Here is a 16,222-nt window from a genome sequence, read left to right as displayed (position 1 = left end):
ACGACATCATGACGATGGATCCGCAGATCGCCGCGCTTCTGGCCCATGCGCCGCCCTACCCAGGCGCGCGGGTCATCCCCTTGGATGTCCTGCGCGGCGTGGTGCGCGACTTCGCCGCCGCTTCGCCCAAGTCTGGAGAAGGGCTAGCCGAGGTGAAGGATCTAAGCGTCGCCCGATGCGACGGCTCGACGCTCGCGCTGCGCCTCTATCGACCTGACGGCGTAACGGCGCCAGCGCCCGTGCTGATGTTCTTCCACGGCGGTGGCTTCCTGCTGGGCGACCTAGACAGCGATGATGGCGTCGCGCGCGCCTTCTGCCGCTCGACCCGCAGCCTGGTGGTCTCGGTCGATTATCGGCTCGCGCCTGAGCATCCGTATCCGGCTGCCTTGGACGATGCGGTGCTCGCGCTCGCGTGGGCGGCCAAACACGCTAGCGACCATGGCGGCGATCCCGAGCGTCTGGCGCTCGCGGGCACGAGCGCCGGGGCCGTGCTGGCCGCGACCCTAGCGCTGAAGACGCGCGATGCGGGCGGGCCGGCGTTGCGTGCGCAATTGCTGTTCTACGGCTCGGGCGGCGCCCCGGGTCCGTTGACGGAGTCGTTGGCGGCGTTCGGCGACGGACCGATCCTGACGTCAGACGACATGGATTACTTCTGGAGCCTCTATCTGGCCGGCGCCGACGCGGGCCAGCCCTATGCCTCGCCGCGCGCGGCCGCTTCACACGCGGGTTTGCCGCCCGCCTTCGTGGCCACTGCGGAACTGGACCCCAGCCGCGATGATGGAGAGGACTACGCCCATCGCCTGGAAGCCGCCGGCGTTGCGGTGCGACTGACGCGCCGCAAGGGCATGGTGCATGGCTTCCTGTCCTGGATGGGGATGGTCGATGAGGCAAAGGCCGCCCTGGACGAGGCAGCCGCCTGGCTGGACCGCCAATGGACCCGAGCCTGATGTTTACCGAAGAGGACAAGACGATGTGCCAGGACCGTTCGGTCTTTGAGGGTGGCGTGGCGGTGATCACCGGCGCGGGCGCTGGACTGGGAGAGGGCTTGGCCCGCCGGGCGGCGGAACTGGGCATGGCGCTGGTGCTGGCCGATATCGACCAAGGTCGCGTCGATAGGCTCGCCGAGGCGCTCCGGGCCGGCGGAACCGAGGTGCTTGCGCTTGCCGTTGACGTTTCCCGGCCCGAAGCGCTCGACGGCCTGGCCGCGGCGACGCACGAACGCTTCGGCGACGTGAGGCTGCTAATCAACAACGCCGGTATCGAGACGATCGGCAATAGCTGGGAACTGAGCGCGGCGCAGTGGGACCGCACTCTGGACATCAACATCCACGGCGTGGTGCACGGCGTCCGAGCGTTCGCGCCTCGCATGCTGGCGGCCGGGAAGCCGGCCTATATCGCCAACCTCGCCTCCGTGGGCGCCTTCGGGCAGATGCCCCTGCAGACGGCGTACATGGTGACCAAGCACGCGGTGCAGGCCTTCAGCGAGTGCCTCTATCTGGAGATGGAACTGCAAGGGAAACCGATCCACGTCAGTTCGGTGATCCCCGGTATGGTCAAGACACAGATCTTCGCCGACGCCACCCCGTCGGGCGAGGACCTTGCTTCCAAGCATCGTGAGGTCATGCGCCAGACCATGGCCGCGTACGGCATGGAGTTGGACGCGGCCTGCAAGGTGATCCTCGAGCAGATCGCCGCTGGGGAGTTCTGGGTCTCCACGCAGCCGGAGATGACCCAAAACCTGGCCCAAAACCGCGCTGTCTTCCTTCGAGACCAATCCAGGCCCGCCCTGACGCCCGAAACCCGCGCCCTGCTGGAAGCCTGACCTATGCCTGAACAGACCAAGACGGGTTGGCCCGCGCGTATCGAACCCCCGGTTCGTCTCAACACCCACCAGGCTGCAACTTGGGACGAGACCTTCGATGTGGTGGTCGTCGGCTATGGCGGGGCCGGGGTCTGCGCCGCGTTGGAGGCGCGATCCGAGGGGGCCTCGGTTCTCGCCCTCGACCGCTTTGGCGGTGGCGGAGCAACCCGAGTCAACGGCGGCGTCGTTTATGCCGGCGGCGGCACCCATATTCAGCAATCGGCGGGCGTCGACGATTCCGTCGAAGCGATGATCGCCTACTTGCGCCTCGAAACCCAAGGGATCGTATCGGACGCCACGCTGGCGCGGTTCTGTGCCGGGAGCGCGGAGGATCTACGCTGGCTGGAAGGTCATGGCGTGCCGTTCAACGCCCGGCTCTATGCGGGCAAAACATCCTATCCTCCTTCGGACTACTACCTTTACCATTCCGACAGCTCTCTCAGCGCTCGCTATGCATCAGCCGCCAAGCCTGCCGCGCGCGGGCATCGGGTGTTCATGCCCGCGGCGCCGCGCGCCGACGGTTACGGCGCGGGAATCTACGATCCGTTGCGCGACAGCGCCCGCCGCGCCGGCGTGGTCGATTGGGACCACGCTGATGTTCGCGCGCTTGTGGTCGACGCCAAGAACACGGTCGTCGGCGTCAAGGTCGTGCGGGTTCCGCCTGAACATCCCCTTGCGGGACGCCATCGCGCGCTGCTGGCCGCCAGCCAGAAGTGGCTTGCTTTCCTGCCGGGCACTTTTCCGGGCGCGGGTCTGGCTGCGGCCCATGGCGCGCGCCTGGCCAAGCGCGCGGCGGCGATCGAGGGGCGGCACGGCGAGACCCTGTTGATCCGTGCGCGCCGGGGTGTGGTGCTGAGCGCGGGGGGCTTTATCTTCAATCGCGAACTGATCGCACGCCATGCGCCGGGTTATCTAAAGGGCATGCCGCTGGGCGCGCCTGGCGACGATGGGGCCGGGGTGGCCTTGGGCGTCGGCGCCGGTGGAGCGACCCGTGGTCTGGACCGGGTCAGCGCCTGGCGGTTCATCAATCCGCCGTCGGCCTGGTCGCGTGGCGCGCTCGTCAACGCAGCCGGCGAGCGGTTCATCGACGAAACGCTTTACGGCGCGGCCATCGGGGCGGCGATGTGCGACGGCCAGAACGGCAAGGCTTGGCTGATCCTCGACCAGAACTTGATGGACCAAGCCCGCCGAGATCTGTCCGTTGCCGGGGTCCTGCCATTCCAGAAGTATCCAGCCCTGTTGGCCATGGCCCTGGGGCGGCGAAAAGCTGCGTCTCTTGATGATCTTGCCGCCCGTTGCGGTTTCGCGCCTGAGGTTCTGCGCAAGACGCTGGAGGCCTACCAGGCCGTCGCACGTGGCGAGCGCGCCGATCCTTTCGGTAAGCGCGGGGCGGATGCAGCACCGCTGGAGCGGGGGCCATACTACGCATTGGACATGTCGATCGACGCGCCTTTGGCGCCGCTGCCGACGCTGACGCTTGGCGGACTGGCGGTCGATGAAACCAGCGGTCAGGTCCTAGCGCCGAGCGGCGCGCCGGTGGCGGGGCTCTTCGCCGCTGGGCGGACTGCGGTCGGTGTTTGCTCGAACCTGTACGTCAGCGGGCTGGCCATGGCCGACTGTGTTTTCTCCGGCCGTCGGGCCGGGCGCGCGGCGGCCAAGTTCGCCACGCGAGCGGTTCGCGACCCTGTGGCTTAACCCGCTAGTCAAGCGTGGCGGAATCAGGGGTGTGGCTCACCCGCGGCGTCGGCAGCGGGCGCTTCCACGATTGGGAGCGCCCCGCCAAAACCAGCACCCGGGGTCATCGACCCAACAGGCGCACGGGTCCGATCAGCCCGGCAGGTTGAGGGCGCACATGCTTGCGAGCTGGATTGGCAGGCTCGACCATGGCGTTGTTGGGCGTATTGCGGACCGTGATCTCGATCAGATTGTCGCCAGCCTTGAGGGCCTTGCCAATCTTCACGCGGTACGGGCCGATCAGGGGTGCGAACGACATTCCGTTGATACGAACCGTGGCCATGTCATGCACCTGGCCCAGGTCAAGCCAATGCTCGCCCTTGGGCTTGGTGTCCAATCTCAGGGTGCGCGTATAGGTCGCTTGGCCAGAAAAGCGGGAGAGAGCCTCCACGCCGCTCCAGTCGCCAAGCGCGATGTCCTGGCTGCTCCAAGAGACGGCGGCGCCCTTTAGGCCGTAGCCGTCTGCCGTGAGCTTCCAACCTTGACCGGGAAGTTCGAGCTTCACCTGATCGGTTCGCTGCGACGCGGCCTTTGCCGCCGGCTTGGACGGGTCGAACACCACCAAGGCGGAGCCGCCGGCGGGAAGGTCAAGCTTGACCCGCGATCCATTTGGGATCGCCAGGCTGTTGATTGGCATGCGCGCGCCTGTCCATGCATCCCAAATTTCCGCTCGGCCCTTGGCCGAGGTGGTGAAGGTGATCGAACGCGCCATGGCCTCGGTGTTGTGCAGGAAGTAGCTGCGCCGCTTCCCCGTCGCACGTTCGACAAACAGTGCGCCCGGCCCCTCAAAGTTGAGATTGGGCGCTATATTGCGGGCCAAGAGCGCCGACGGAAGATCGGTGGTCGAGACGCGTTGAGCCCCATGTGATTGAGCCATGGCGACGGCTTCGACGACCTGTCGGTCCTTCTTCTCGGCATCCTCGAGCCCGTCGTGCCGGCTCGGAAGGACATCCACGAACACGACCTTGAGACCTTGAGAAGAGAGTCGCGCGATCGTTTGCGCGGTCGCCGCATCGAGCGCATTTCGCGGCGGCATGACCAAGACCTGGTATCGGCCGCCTCCGCGGGTGACCAAGTCACCATCGATGACGCGAGCATCGGACAACGCGTCAGGATTGATCCGATCGTTGTCAAAGCCAGCCGCCAGCAAGCGGGTCTCTAGACCTTCCTTGTTTCGGCTTTGGGGCTCCAGCCCGTGGAAGTAACCAACGTCGCCGAGATAGAGCGCCACTGGAACGACATTGCGGCCTTGCTGCAGGACCGCCTGCGTTCGCGCGATGTAGGCATTCAGTTGTGGCGCTGCGGCGAAGATCGGGTTGAGCTCGTTGAAGGGTAAGCTGAACCCCGGGCCAAAGCCGCTGGGAGCGAAGGGGTGCCATCCGGGGCGCTGATTGGCCCGAACGACATATGGATAGCCGTGATAGACGATCCGGTTGACGCCGCTGGCAAAGAGCTTGTCGGCCCGTTGGCGGATCCGCTCCGGGGTCACATCGTAGGGTTCGGCCGGGAAGACGAAGCTCTCGGCGCTCACTAGGTTGCGTCCATAGAGGTCGGCCGCCGAGCGCGCCATGCGTAGGAACACAGGGTTGCCGTCGCCGTCCAGATCCTCTGTCTCGGGGATGTCGGCCAGGCCATATGCCTTCAGCACATCGACGCCCGCGCCGTGCGCCTGGATGCGCGCGCGCAATCCTCGAGCATGGTTCCAAGCGACGAACGGCTGCCAGAAGTTCTCCAACTGCAGATCAGAGAGCGTTCGGCGATAGTCAGCGCGAACGCGCTCACCAAGCGCGTCGTCGTTGAAATAGGGAGGCGAGTAATGCTGATCCCAGGCCTGAACCCAGCCAGGTTGCAGCACCAGGGGCAGATACGGGGTTAGATCGTAACCACGCCGTTGCTTGAATTCAGCCAGGAACGCGTCCGTCCAGGGCAGATCCTGCATGAGTTCGAGACTATCGACGAAGGTGGCATTCAGGTTCGGGCCCGCCGCCAGCGGGCCTTCCACCAGAGGCGCGCCAACGCGACTGGCATGAGCCTCGAAGGCGGCCTTGCGATAGTGGTCGAGCACCAACTGCGGCCCCTCGCCGACGCCCGCCATCACCCCGCTATCAACCGCGTATTGCTTGAACACGAAGATCTGCCACCGTCCCGCAGGCGGCGTCCAATCGAGGACACCGTCGGCCGAGAGCTTGTCGGTCAACACGACGGCGCGCGCCATGTCGAGCGTGCCGGAGGCCTTGACGTCCTGCCACGGGAAGAGCCTGAAACCGCCTTGCGGCGCGGCGACTAGATCGGGACCGTCGCCAGGCACGGCGATGACCGCGACGAGCTTTTCCCGCGCATCCAGCCGCTCGCGCCAGCCGGCCGCACGAGGGTCTTTGGTGCGCGCATCGAGGGACCCCAGCACTCCGAGCTTCCGGCTGCGCTTGGGAACCTTCACTTGCAACGGGCCTTTCGGCGGGCCGTCAATCTGTGTCGTCGCCATGGTGAGTTCGACGAGCGCGAGTTCAGGCGTCACGGCGAACCCGCCGCCAGAGGGCCAGGCTGAGCCAAAGGTGTAGTCGAGTTTCAGGCCTTCGCGGGCGGCGGCTTGTGACGCTGCCCGAACGTGACCGAAAAAGGCGGGGTTGGCATAGTCATTGACGCGCTTGCGCTCGTCAGCGGTCTGGTCGGGAATGCCTGGATTGAAGGCCTGGATTTCGACGCCGCCAAATCCCGCTTTCGCCATGATGGCGATTTCGCGCGCCAGCTCGGGGTCGGAGACGGCTCCACCCGGCCACCACCAACGTGCGAACGGTCGCGCCTGGGCCGGCGGTGAAGCAAAGACCTTTTCCAGGGTTTCACTCGCGGCCGCCGGTGCTGTCGCGCCAAGTAGGGCCACGCCAGCGGCGCCAAGTAACCAGATCGAACGTCCGCTCGTCATCGCGACTGTCCTTGCGAGCGCGCCAATACGGAGCGCGCGTCTAAGATATGACTAGAGAGCCGCACGAAAAATGCGGTGTGGGTAAGCGCTCGTGTTGGCGGGCGCGCGATCGATCGTCTTCCTGTGAACCGAACAAGGACCTGGAAGGGGTCCCTGTTCGGGAAGTTCGGCCAAACGGCGCCCGCTTTAACTCGCGCCAATCAGGCGAGCTCGATCAGCGCCACGCCTTCGGCGGGCAGTTGGAGGGTCAGTTGGCCCGAGGTGTCGAGGGCATGCACCTCCGGCGGGGCGAGTTCCGCCGCTTTCTTGATCAGCGCCATCTGTTCGCGGGTGGGATACTGCGGCGAGCCGAGCGAGCGCCATTCGGGATAGGGAGAGCCCCGCTCCTGGTCGACATAGCTGACGCGGACCCTCTGTCCCTTCTTTGCGCCCAGGAAGCGGACCGAGATGGCCTTGGGCTCGCCGACGACCCTGCGCTCGCTGCTCGCGCCGGGGATGCCGGGCGCCTGTTGGACGTCCGCCAGGTTCCAGACGAGCGCGGAAACGGCCTTGCCCTTGGTCGATGCAAGGGCGGGGCCTTTGGCGGCCAGCCGTCGGTCGCCGAGCCGGTGGAGCAGTTTGTAGGTGTTGAACTCGGGCTTGGCGATGTTGCCCTTCGCGAGGATGCCCCAGCCGTTCTGCCCCTTCTTGAAGATCCAGGCTTCGACCAGGTTTTCCTCGTAGGTCCCGCTGAGCTGCCATTGGCTCATGCCCTGGCAGTAGGGCAGGCTGTTCATGATCGTGTGAGCGATCATGGCCGGGCTATCGGAGGACCATTCGTCCAACCAGAGCTCGGCGCCCTTGAACGGGGTCGCGTCGATCTGGGCCCGAGCCAGTGCAACAGCCTGGAATACGACATCGTGCTGCTTGAATTTGTTGGCTTGACCAAAGACGACCGCCTGATCGTCTCCAGGATAGATGTGGGTCGAGACGAAATCGACCGGCGCGTTGTTCTGGGCGCAATAGCCGAGGAATTGGGGAAGCCACTGCACTGCGGAGGTGGCGGGGCCGCCAACCTTGATCAGTGGATCAACGTCTTTTACGGCCTTAGCCGTGGCCTTGTAGAGCGCAAAATACTCTTCCTGGGTGCCGCTCCAGAACCAATCCTGCAGGTTGGGCTCGTTCCAGACCTCGAAATACCACTGGCGCACCTCGGCTGCGCCATAGCGTGCGACGAGGTGGCGAACGAACTTGCTGATGTACTCCGCCCACGCATCCAGGGATTTAGGAGGCGAGACGTTTGCGCGGTAGAAACCGAACTCCTTGGTTCCGCTCGCAAACCGCTTGGGCATGAAGCCTAGTTCGACGAACGGTTGCACGCCCCGTTCCAGAAGACCGTCATAGACCGCGTTGACGTTCTGAAAATTCGTCCCGCTCCCAAGCTCGTCGGCGAAAATGCCGTGGAAACGTACACGCTCCACGCCCATTTCGGCCTTGGCCCGATCCAAATCCTTGCGCCAGGACTCGCGGAGCGTGATCGCCGCGCGGTCTGACCCGACGCTGCGCGACCAAACGTGCGTTAGAGGACCGACATCTTTCCTCAGGTCGATCTCGACCTGCTCGGTCGCGAGGCGGGCAAGGGCCGGTGTGGCCAGCGCTCCCGCGCCGAGCGCCGCGCCGGTCGCGGTGAATCGGCGGCGCGTCATAAAGGTCTTGTCGTCCATCAAAGCCCTTCCTCCCGTACAAAGCCATGCCCCCCGGCTCGATAGCCGTCGCGAGGGCAAAGATCGTTATTAGGACGATTTTGTACTATTATTATCCTGGGTCAAGGTCCCTTGCACAGTTTGCCCGCGGCGAGCCCGGTCGGCCGCAGGCAAGCCGACCAAAAGCCGCTTTCGCGGCCCGTCATCAAAAATGATACGATATTGAACTATTTAGCCGCTTGGCCTAGATGCATCTGAACGCCGTCGGATCGCGAACGGCAGTGTCTTCCAGGGAGAGCGCGGATGTCAGACCACGACCAAGGCTTGGGCGACATTCAGCGTCGACGTGTCCTGCAACTCTTCGCCACGGCCATGGCCAGCACAGCGCTGCCGTCCGGCGTCCAGGGCGCCGTCGCAGGGAGCGTCTTTGCGTCCGGCGGCGAGTTGAGCGAGGCGGTTATCGTGCCTCCAGAAAGAGGCGCCCTGTCTCTGAACGCGGGCTGGAGGTTTCATCTGGGCGATATTGTCCCGCCCAAACTGCTCGACCATGCCGGTTCATATAGCAGCGCCAAGGCGGGCGGCGCGCGTGGCGCCGCCGCCATTAGCTATGACGACAGTCAGTGGCGCGAGCTCGATCTGCCGCATGATTGGGCGATCGAGACACCTCCAGATCCGGCCGAGAACATGGCTCAAGGCTACCGCAAGCGGGGGTATGGCTGGTACCGACGATCCATCGTTCTGGATGCAGACAAGCGCGGACGGTATTTCGAACTTCAGTTTGGCGCGGTCGCTACGAACGCCACGATCTGGTTCAACGGAAACGTCGTGGCGCACAATTGGTCCGGCTACAATTCAGTTCTCATCGACGTGACGGCCATGGCGCGGTTCGGCGCGGCCGCCAATATTTTGGTCGTAAGGGTCGATGCCGACGCGCTTGAGGGGTGGTGGTACGAGGGCGCGGGGATCTACCGCGATGTCTGGCTCATAGAACGTGGCCCGGTCAGCATCGTTACAGACGGTGTCCACGCCAATCCTCGCCTCGTCGACGGCCGCTGGCGCCTGCCGGTGGAGGTGTCGCTCTACTCGGTTGAGGCCGCGCCCGTGAAGGTCGAGGTCCATACGGAATTGCTCGATCGCGAGGGCAGGGTCGTGGTCGCCGGCGTCGGGGCCGCGCGGATCGCCGCCTTCGAAAGACCGACCGTTTCGGTTCCACTTGAGATCGCCGCGCCGCGGCTTTGGTCTGTTGAGGACCCCTATCTTTACGCGACCCGTACGCGAGTGCTTCGCGACGGCGTCGTGATCGACGAGCGGCTGACGCCGTGTGGGTTTCGGTCTATCGCCTTCGACGCCACACGAGGGTTCTTCCTGAACGGCCAGCACGTCAAACTCAAAGGGATGTGTATCCATCAAGACCACGCCGGCGTCGGCGTGGCGGTGCCCCCGGCGCTCGTCGAATGGCGGGTGAAGCAGTTGAAGGCGATGGGGTGCAATGCGATCCGCTGTTCGCACGGAGCGCCGGACGTCGCTTTGCTCGACGCCTGCGACCGGCTGGGCATGCTCGTCATGGACGAGAACCGAAACTTCAGCGTCTCCCCCGACTATACCGAACAACTCGATTGGCTGATCCGGCGCGACCGCAATCGGCCTTGTGTGATCCTTTGGTCGATCTTCAACGAAGAGCCGACCCAGTCCACACCGATCGGCTTCGAGATGGCCCGCCGCGTTGTCGATGCCGTTAAGCGGTTGGACGACACGCGTCCGGTCACCGCCGCGATGAGCGCTGGCCAAATGGCTCCCGTCAACGTCGCCCAGGCCGTCGATGTGGTTGGTTTCAATTACCAGCACAGGGAATACGATCGCTATCACCGGGCCAATCCGGACAAGCCCATGCTGAGTTCGGAGGATACGAGCGCGTTCATCACGCGGGGCGCCTGGATCAGTGATCGCAAGGCGATGGTGGCCTCAAGCGATGACACCCAGCGCGCAGGTTGGGGCGCCACCCATCGCGAAGCGTGGAAAATGATCGAAACGCGTCCCTTCATGGCTGGCGGTTTCGGGTGGACCGGCTTTGACTATCACGGCGAGCCGACCCCCCATCGCTGGCCGGCCAATTCGAGCTATTTTGGCGCGATGGACCTTTGCGGCTTCCCCAAGTCCGCCTTCTACCTGCGCCGCGCCATGTGGGTGAAGGATCGCCCGCTCCTCGACATTCTGCCGCACTGGACCTGGCCGGGGCAGGAAGGGGAGCCGATCAAGGTCATGATCGCCACCAATGTCGAACGGGTTCAGCTCTTCTTGAACGGAAAGAGCGTCGGCGACGCGAAGGCGGATCCCTTCGACATGGTGACGTTCGAAGTCCCATACGCCCCTGGCCGGCTGGAGGCTCGGGGGTGGTCCAATGGGCGGATCGTGGCGCGTGACCAGGTCGAAACCACGGGACCCGCCGTGCGTTTGCGGCTCACGCCGGACCGTTCGCGAATGTACGCCGATGGCGTTGACTGCCAGCCGGTCACGATCGAGGCCCTGGACGCCAAGGGCCGGCCTGCGCCCAGCGCCAATGACCTGGTGTCATTAGGCGTCGTCAGCGGCCGGATCATCGGGCTCGGCAACGGGGACCCAACGTCACTTGCCCCGTCGAAGGGGGGAGAAGTGCGTCTGTTCAATGGGCGGGCGCAAGTGATCGTGCAGACCCGGGCTCGCGACCAGGGGGCTCTGCGCCTGTCGGCGCAGAGCTCAACCTTGGCGCCTGCGCGGCCATTGACGCTGGTGCTGGTCGCAAGATCGATCCCCGCATCGCCGCCGGCGTCCCGCCGCTTCACGGTTCAGGCGTGGAGACGATCTCCAGTCTTTGCCGAGCGCCCCGGCGGCGACGAAGAGGTCGCCGCGAACGACATGAACAGTTGGGGGCTCGTGACCGCGGGAGAGGCGCCCGAACCCTCGCCCTCTTCTGGGTTTGTGATGGTCACGGCGCACGTCGTTCTCAGTCCGGCTATGAAGGCGTCAGGCGTGCGCCTGATCTTCACTGGCGTCGCGGGGCGGTGTGACTTGCTCGCCGACAAGCGGCTTGTCGCCTCCAAGGCTCAACCCGCCACTGGCGCGGTCACGGTCGAGTTGCCCGCGGGTAGGGATGATGTTCGCATCGCTCTGATCTTCACGGTGTCATCAGGTGAGGTTGTGGGTCTACCTCAGCCCGTTTTCGTTGAGGCCAACTAGGGTGGGGCGGCCAAGCAAGCTGTCGGAGATCGCCGGAAACGAAAGTGCGTGACAAGAGGTCGCGAAGGCGCGAATGAGATTGCAATAGAACGATATTGTACTATTGTTGGCTAAGGCATTTTGGAGGAAACGAATGCGTATTGTTGTGCTTGCGGCCGCTGCGATGGTCCTGGCTTCGGCCGCTCATGCTCAATCGGCCGCGCCCGCGGCCAAGCCCGCCGCGGCGGCCGCCGTTGCGCCGACGGCGGCGCAGATCGCTGCCCTGAAGTCGATGAGCTCGGAAGACACGCCGATCGGCGACATTCTGGACAACCCGGCGGCAAAGGCGATCCTGGCCAAGCATCTGCCCGACGTCGTGGCGAGCGACCAGGTGGACATGGCGCGGGGCATGACCCTGGTGGCCATTCAGAGCTATTCGCCCGACGTCATCACGGACGCCAAGCTCGCGGCCATCAACGCGGACTTCAAGGCCCAAGGCAAGTAAGTCTTTCTGGGGCGCCCGCATGCGGGCGCCCCTGTCGCCGCTATCGAGACCAAGCGGTCTAGAACCCTCGTCTAACGTCAGGCTTTCATGCGACGGCCAGCGCCGTTGCTTGGCCGACAGCTTTTAGAAAGACGCCCGGTCGTGAGCCAGTCGCTGCGAAGCCAAATCAATCCGGCGCGCCGGCGCTTTCTGAAAAGCGGGGCCTGTCTGGCCGCCTTGGCCGCCGCGCAGCCGGCCCTCGCCGCGCGTGTTCGCTGGGCGCCCGATCCCTTTATCGAAGCCCTCATCGGCAAGATGACGGTGGAGGAGAAGGCTGGGCAACTGACCATGTCCGGCGCTCAGGGCATGGGTCGACTCGTCAATCCGCAGACGGGTCCGGAACCTGCGCTGCAAGTAGTGCTCGAGGACATACGCAAGGGTCGCCTGACAGGGCTCTTTAACGGCGACGATGTCCGCTTGGGTAGGACCATGCAGACGATCGCGGTGGAAAAGTCGCGATTGGGCATTCCCCTCGTCTTTGCCGCCGACATCATTCACGGCCTCAAAACCGCGTTCCCGGTGCCTCTGGGCGAGGCTGCGAGTTTCGACGCAGACCTCTGCGCGCGCACGGCGCGCGCGACGGCGCTCGAGGCCACGGCCTTCGGGCTTCACTGGACGTTCGCGCCGTCTGTCGACGTGGCTCGCGACCAGAGGTGGGGACGCGTGGTGGAGGCGGCGGGAGAAGATCCTTGGCTTGGCGCTCACATCGCCCAAGCTCGCGTGAAAGGGTTCCAGGGCGAAGATCTGCGCCGACCCGATGTGCTCTTGGCCTGTCCCAAGCACTTCGCCGGCTATGGCGCGGTGCAGGCGGGCTTGGACTATGCCTCGGCCGATATTCCAGAGACCACGCTACGCGAAACCCATTTGCCGCCGTTCCGCGCCGCGTTCGCCGCCGGCGCGCTTTCGACCATGGCCAGTTTCAATGACGTGGCGGGCGTGCCGTCCACCGGCAACCATCATCTCCTGACGGACATCCTGCGCGGTGAGTGGGATTTCAAGGGTGTCGTGGTGACCGACTTCGGGTCGGAGAAGGAATTGGTCGCGCACGGCTTTGCGGTGGACGAAGCCGACGCGGTGCTCAAGGCCATTACGGCGGGTTGCGATCTATCGATCCATGGTGGGCTGTACCTGAAGCATATTCCCGGCCTCGTCCAAGGCGGCCGACTTTCGATGCGCGTACTCGACGAGGCCGTCAGGCGAGTGCTGCGGGTCAAGAAGGCGTTGGGTCTGTTTGAAAACCCCTACCGATCGCTGGATCCGGAGCGCTTGACCACGGATATTCGCAAGCCTGATAGCGTGGCGTTGGCGCGCGAGAGCGCGCGCAAATCGCTCGTTCTGCTCAAGAACGACAATGGTCTTCTGCCGCTCCCAAAGACCGGCACGTCGATTGCTCTACTGGGGCCGTTCGTCACCGACCGGTCCAACGCGCTCGGACCGTGGATGGTCTTCCCCGATTTCAAGTCCGCTGTGACGTTGGAGGAGGGGTTCCGGGCCGCGCTCGATGCGTCCGCCTCCTTGTCGGTCGTTCAAGGTTGCGGCGTGGAGAAGGCCATACCGGGTGGCATCGAGGCCGCCGTCGCCGCGGCCAAGGCTTCGGACGTCGCCGTCCTCTATATTGGCGAGACCGCGATCATGTCGGGGGAGGGGGCCTCGCGCGTCGATCTCTCCATTCCGCGGGCCCAGCAAGATCTGGTCGAGGCGATCGCAGCGCTTGGCAAGCCGATGGTCGTCCTGCTCAAACATGGTCGCGCGCTGGAGCTCTCCGGAGCCGTGGCGAACGCGCAGGCCATCATGTGCACCTGGTTCCTGGGTTCGGAATCTGGCAACGCCATCGCCGATGTTGTTTTCGGCGACCACGCGCCGCAAGGCCGGCTGCCGATCAGTTTCCCGCAACGCTCCGGTCAGCAGCCCTTCTTCTACAATCACCGTTCCAGTGGGCGGCCGGAAGGTTCCGGCCCGGCGGGTTCCCGGACGCGCTATCGCGAAGTCTCCAATCGGGCGCTCTACCCGTTTGGCCACGGCCTTGGCTATTCCAACGTCAGTTATGGATCGACCGAACTCAGTGCTCCTCGACTCTCGAAGCGTGGGTCGGTGAAGGTGCGCGCCCAGATCACCAATCAGGGCGCGCGCGCGCAGCGAGAGGTTGCGCAGCTCTACGTGCATGCCCGGGCCGCCAATCCGGTGCAGCCTGTCCGCGTCCTCAAGAACATTCGACTATTGGATCTTGCGCCTGGGGAAAGCGCGATCGTGGAGTTCGAGGTGACGTCGACGGATCTGGCCTTCATCCACCAGGACCTGGTCAATAAGGCCGATAGCGGCGTCTACGACGTTTGGATAGCGCCCTCGGCCTATGCCGGCGCGGGGGCCAGCCTGGAGCTAGAAGCCGGGGCCTAACAAGCGCCATCCGGCTGCGACGCGCCCAGCGTGGCGCGACGGCAACATACACGATGAAGGTCGCGCCAAGCTCGCTGTTCGCGACTTGACTCAGCCTTGCCACGGCAAGATATAGTACAGTGACGTACTAATAATATAATTGGGGTAGGGAGGGACTTTCATGACCCGGATTCTGCGTGGTGCGCTCCTGACGAGCGCCGCATTCATGTCGTTGGCGCCTCTGACGCCGGCTCTGGCGCAACAGGCTGCGGGCAGCAACGCGCCAGCGGCCAACCAAGATGTGGTGGCCGAAGTGATCGTCACTGCGACGCGCAGCGCGCGGCGATTGCAGGACGTGCCGATGTCGGTGGATGTCGCGAGCGGTGAGACGCTCCAGAAGCTCAACCTCACCGACGTCAAGGATGTGCAGCAACTGTCGCCCGGTCTGGCCTTGACCAACACCGGCGGCCGCAACAATACCGCCACCTTGCGCGGCATCGCTTTCGACCCTGATCAGGGCACCTCGCCGGCCGTCGACTTCTATTTCAACGAGGTCCCGAGCGACGCCCAGTCGATGTTCACGGCCATGTATGACCTGGAACAGATCGAGGTCCTGCGTGGTCCTCAAGGCGCTCTGCGTGGGCGCACGGCCCCTGCCGGCGCGATCACGCTGCGCACGCGTCGCGCCGACCTTGACCGTGTCACCGGCTATGTCCAGGCGATGGGCACCGATCGCGACGCCGTCAACCTGCAAGGTGCGGTGTCTGTTCCGCTGATCCCTGGCAAGCTGGCGCTCCGCGCGTCTCTGCTCAGCGATCGCAATGAACTTAACCAGGTGACCAACGTCACGCGCGGTGATCACTCCTACAGCAAGACCAAGAGTGGCCGGATCTCGCTGGCGTTCGCGCCCACCGACAATTTCCGCGCCGACCTGACCTACCAGGACCTGAACGCGAGAAACCTGCAATACATGCAGGTGATCGGCGCCGGCGCGCAGCCAAGCCTGTTTGAACCGGCCCGCAGCGGACCCGCCGCCGATCGCTACGATCGTATCGCCGTGACCGACGGCCAAAGACTCTACAAGAACCGCACCAAGATCCTGACGCTGTCCGCCGAATGGGATCTTGGCGAGCACACGCTATCTTTCGTTGGCGGCCACCAGAACACGAAGCTGGACCAACGGGGCGACAACGACACGGCCAATACGGTTCCTGGACTGGTTTTGGGGCAGATCGCCATCTCGCCCGTGAAGAACGACACCGGTGAACTGCGCCTGGCCTCCAAGGGCCGGCAATTCTGGAACTACAGTGTCACCGTCTTCGCCAACAAGGGCAGCGGCGACACCCGCGTGCTCCAGGGCTCGCCGGTCTTCTTCGCCAACGCCGCGCCGGCCACGCCCTTCCCGTACAGCTATGGACTCTACTTGCCGATCGACCTGGATCTCACGGTCGGCGGCAAGACCAAGACCTTGGCGGTGGCGGCCAGCAGCAGCTTCCAGTTCACCGAAAAACTGCGCCTGGAAGTTGCCGCCCGCTATGCCAAGATCGATAGCGAGCAGTACAGCACTCAGACTGTCACCTCCGCAGGCTTGCCAGCCTTCTTCATCCCGGGCTTCAAGGACGGTCCGACCAACACCATCGATCCCAAGCTGGGCAATCGCACGCGCAAGCCTCTGACCGGGGGGGCGAGCCTCACCTACGAGTTCAACTCGGACGTGACGGCCTATGCTTCGTATGGCCGTTCCTACCGCGATGGAACGGCCGCGGTCGGGGCACCGCCTGTCACCAGCCTGATCCTTACCCGTCCGGAGCGCTCGGACGCGATCGAGCTTGGCATCAAAACCCAAATGTTCGACCGCCGGCTGACCTTCAACGCCGACGTGTTCCATCAGAAGTTCGATGGGTTCCTTGGGCGCA

At 64.6% G+C, this 16,222-nt stretch carries 9 protein-coding genes; 7 read left to right on the top strand and 2 right to left on the bottom strand.

All coding sequences use genetic code 11. The features are described 5' to 3' along the window. Positions 1-8: 8 nt before the first annotated feature. From ASC70_RS20960 to ASC70_RS20950, 3 genes are read left to right on the top strand one after another with little or no spacing between them, the layout of a single operon-like run. The gene (locus tag ASC70_RS20960; protein ID WP_056054135.1) at positions 9-947 is read left to right on the top strand and encodes an alpha/beta hydrolase; all 939 of its coding nucleotides are present in this window, start codon (positions 9-11) and stop codon (positions 945-947) included. Next, positions 932-1,822 carry an SDR family NAD(P)-dependent oxidoreductase gene (locus ASC70_RS20955; RefSeq protein WP_200940390.1) on the top strand — a complete coding sequence of 297 codons (891 nt, stop codon included), beginning with the start codon at positions 932-934 and terminating at the stop codon, positions 1,820-1,822. The genes ASC70_RS20960 and ASC70_RS20955 overlap by 16 nt, the downstream gene beginning before the upstream one ends. A gap of 3 nt (positions 1,823-1,825) precedes the next feature. Next, complete coding sequence (locus ASC70_RS20950) at positions 1,826-3,556, top strand: FAD-binding protein (protein ID WP_056054133.1); 1,731 nt, start codon at positions 1,826-1,828, stop codon at positions 3,554-3,556. Positions 3,557-3,659: 103 nt separating this feature from the next. On the opposite strand, the gene ASC70_RS20945 is transcribed toward ASC70_RS20950, so the two are convergent. Both ASC70_RS20945 and ASC70_RS20940 read right to left on the bottom strand, forming a co-directional pair. After that, a complete protein-coding gene (locus ASC70_RS20945; protein ID WP_082547423.1) occupies positions 3,660-6,515 on the bottom strand; it encodes a glycosyl hydrolase in 2,856 nt (951 codons plus the stop codon). A gap of 200 nt (positions 6,516-6,715) precedes the next feature. After that, a complete protein-coding gene (locus tag ASC70_RS20940) occupies positions 6,716-8,218 on the bottom strand; it encodes a cellulase family glycosylhydrolase (protein ID WP_056054127.1) in 1,503 nt (500 codons plus the stop codon). A 282-nt stretch (positions 8,219-8,500) separates the two neighbouring features. Between ASC70_RS20940 and galA the strand changes: the two genes are divergently transcribed. The 4 genes from galA to ASC70_RS20920 all read left to right on the top strand — a co-directional run. Continuing rightward, positions 8,501-11,410: a beta-galactosidase GalA gene (gene galA / locus ASC70_RS20935; protein WP_156396274.1), complete on the top strand. Its 2,910-nt coding sequence runs from the start codon at positions 8,501-8,503 to the stop codon at positions 11,408-11,410. 133 nt (positions 11,411-11,543) lie between these two features. Beyond that, positions 11,544-11,894, top strand: a complete 351-nt coding sequence (locus ASC70_RS20930; protein ID WP_082539948.1) for a hypothetical protein — start codon at positions 11,544-11,546, stop codon at positions 11,892-11,894. A gap of 141 nt (positions 11,895-12,035) precedes the next feature. Then, positions 12,036-14,327, top strand: a complete 2,292-nt coding sequence (locus ASC70_RS20925) for a glycoside hydrolase family 3 N-terminal domain-containing protein (RefSeq protein WP_235519473.1) — start codon at positions 12,036-12,038, stop codon at positions 14,325-14,327. 160 nt (positions 14,328-14,487) lie between these two features. Continuing rightward, a partial coding sequence (locus ASC70_RS20920; RefSeq protein ID WP_200940389.1) for a TonB-dependent receptor occupies positions 14,488-16,222 on the top strand: 1,735 nt, incomplete at its 3' end.

Origin of the sequence: Caulobacter sp. Root343 (assembly GCF_001425745.1) — a bacterium.
Taxonomy (GTDB): Bacteria; Pseudomonadota; Alphaproteobacteria; order Caulobacterales; family Caulobacteraceae; genus Caulobacter.
This window is presented reverse-complemented; position numbering and strand designations above follow the sequence as displayed.

What these genes read in the sequence shown, in the direction of transcription:
- ASC70_RS20960 (WP_056054135.1), top strand. Translation starts at nt 9, where the DNA reads ATGACGATGGATCCGCAGATCGCCGCGCTTCTGGCCCATGCGCCGCCC.
- ASC70_RS20950 (WP_056054133.1), top strand. Translation starts at nt 1,826, where the DNA reads ATGCCTGAACAGACCAAGACGGGTTGGCCCGCGCGTATCGAACCCCCG.
- ASC70_RS20955 (WP_200940390.1), top strand. Translation starts at nt 932, where the DNA reads ATGGACCCGAGCCTGATGTTTACCGAAGAGGACAAGACGATGTGCCAG.
- ASC70_RS20940 (WP_056054127.1), bottom strand. Translation starts at nt 8,218, where the DNA reads ATGGACGACAAGACCTTTATGACGCGCCGCCGATTCACCGCGACCGGC.
- ASC70_RS20930 (WP_082539948.1), top strand. Translation starts at nt 11,544, where the DNA reads ATGCGTATTGTTGTGCTTGCGGCCGCTGCGATGGTCCTGGCTTCGGCC.
- galA (WP_156396274.1), top strand. Translation starts at nt 8,501, where the DNA reads ATGTCAGACCACGACCAAGGCTTGGGCGACATTCAGCGTCGACGTGTC.
- ASC70_RS20945 (WP_082547423.1), bottom strand. Translation starts at nt 6,515, where the DNA reads ATGACGAGCGGACGTTCGATCTGGTTACTTGGCGCCGCTGGCGTGGCC.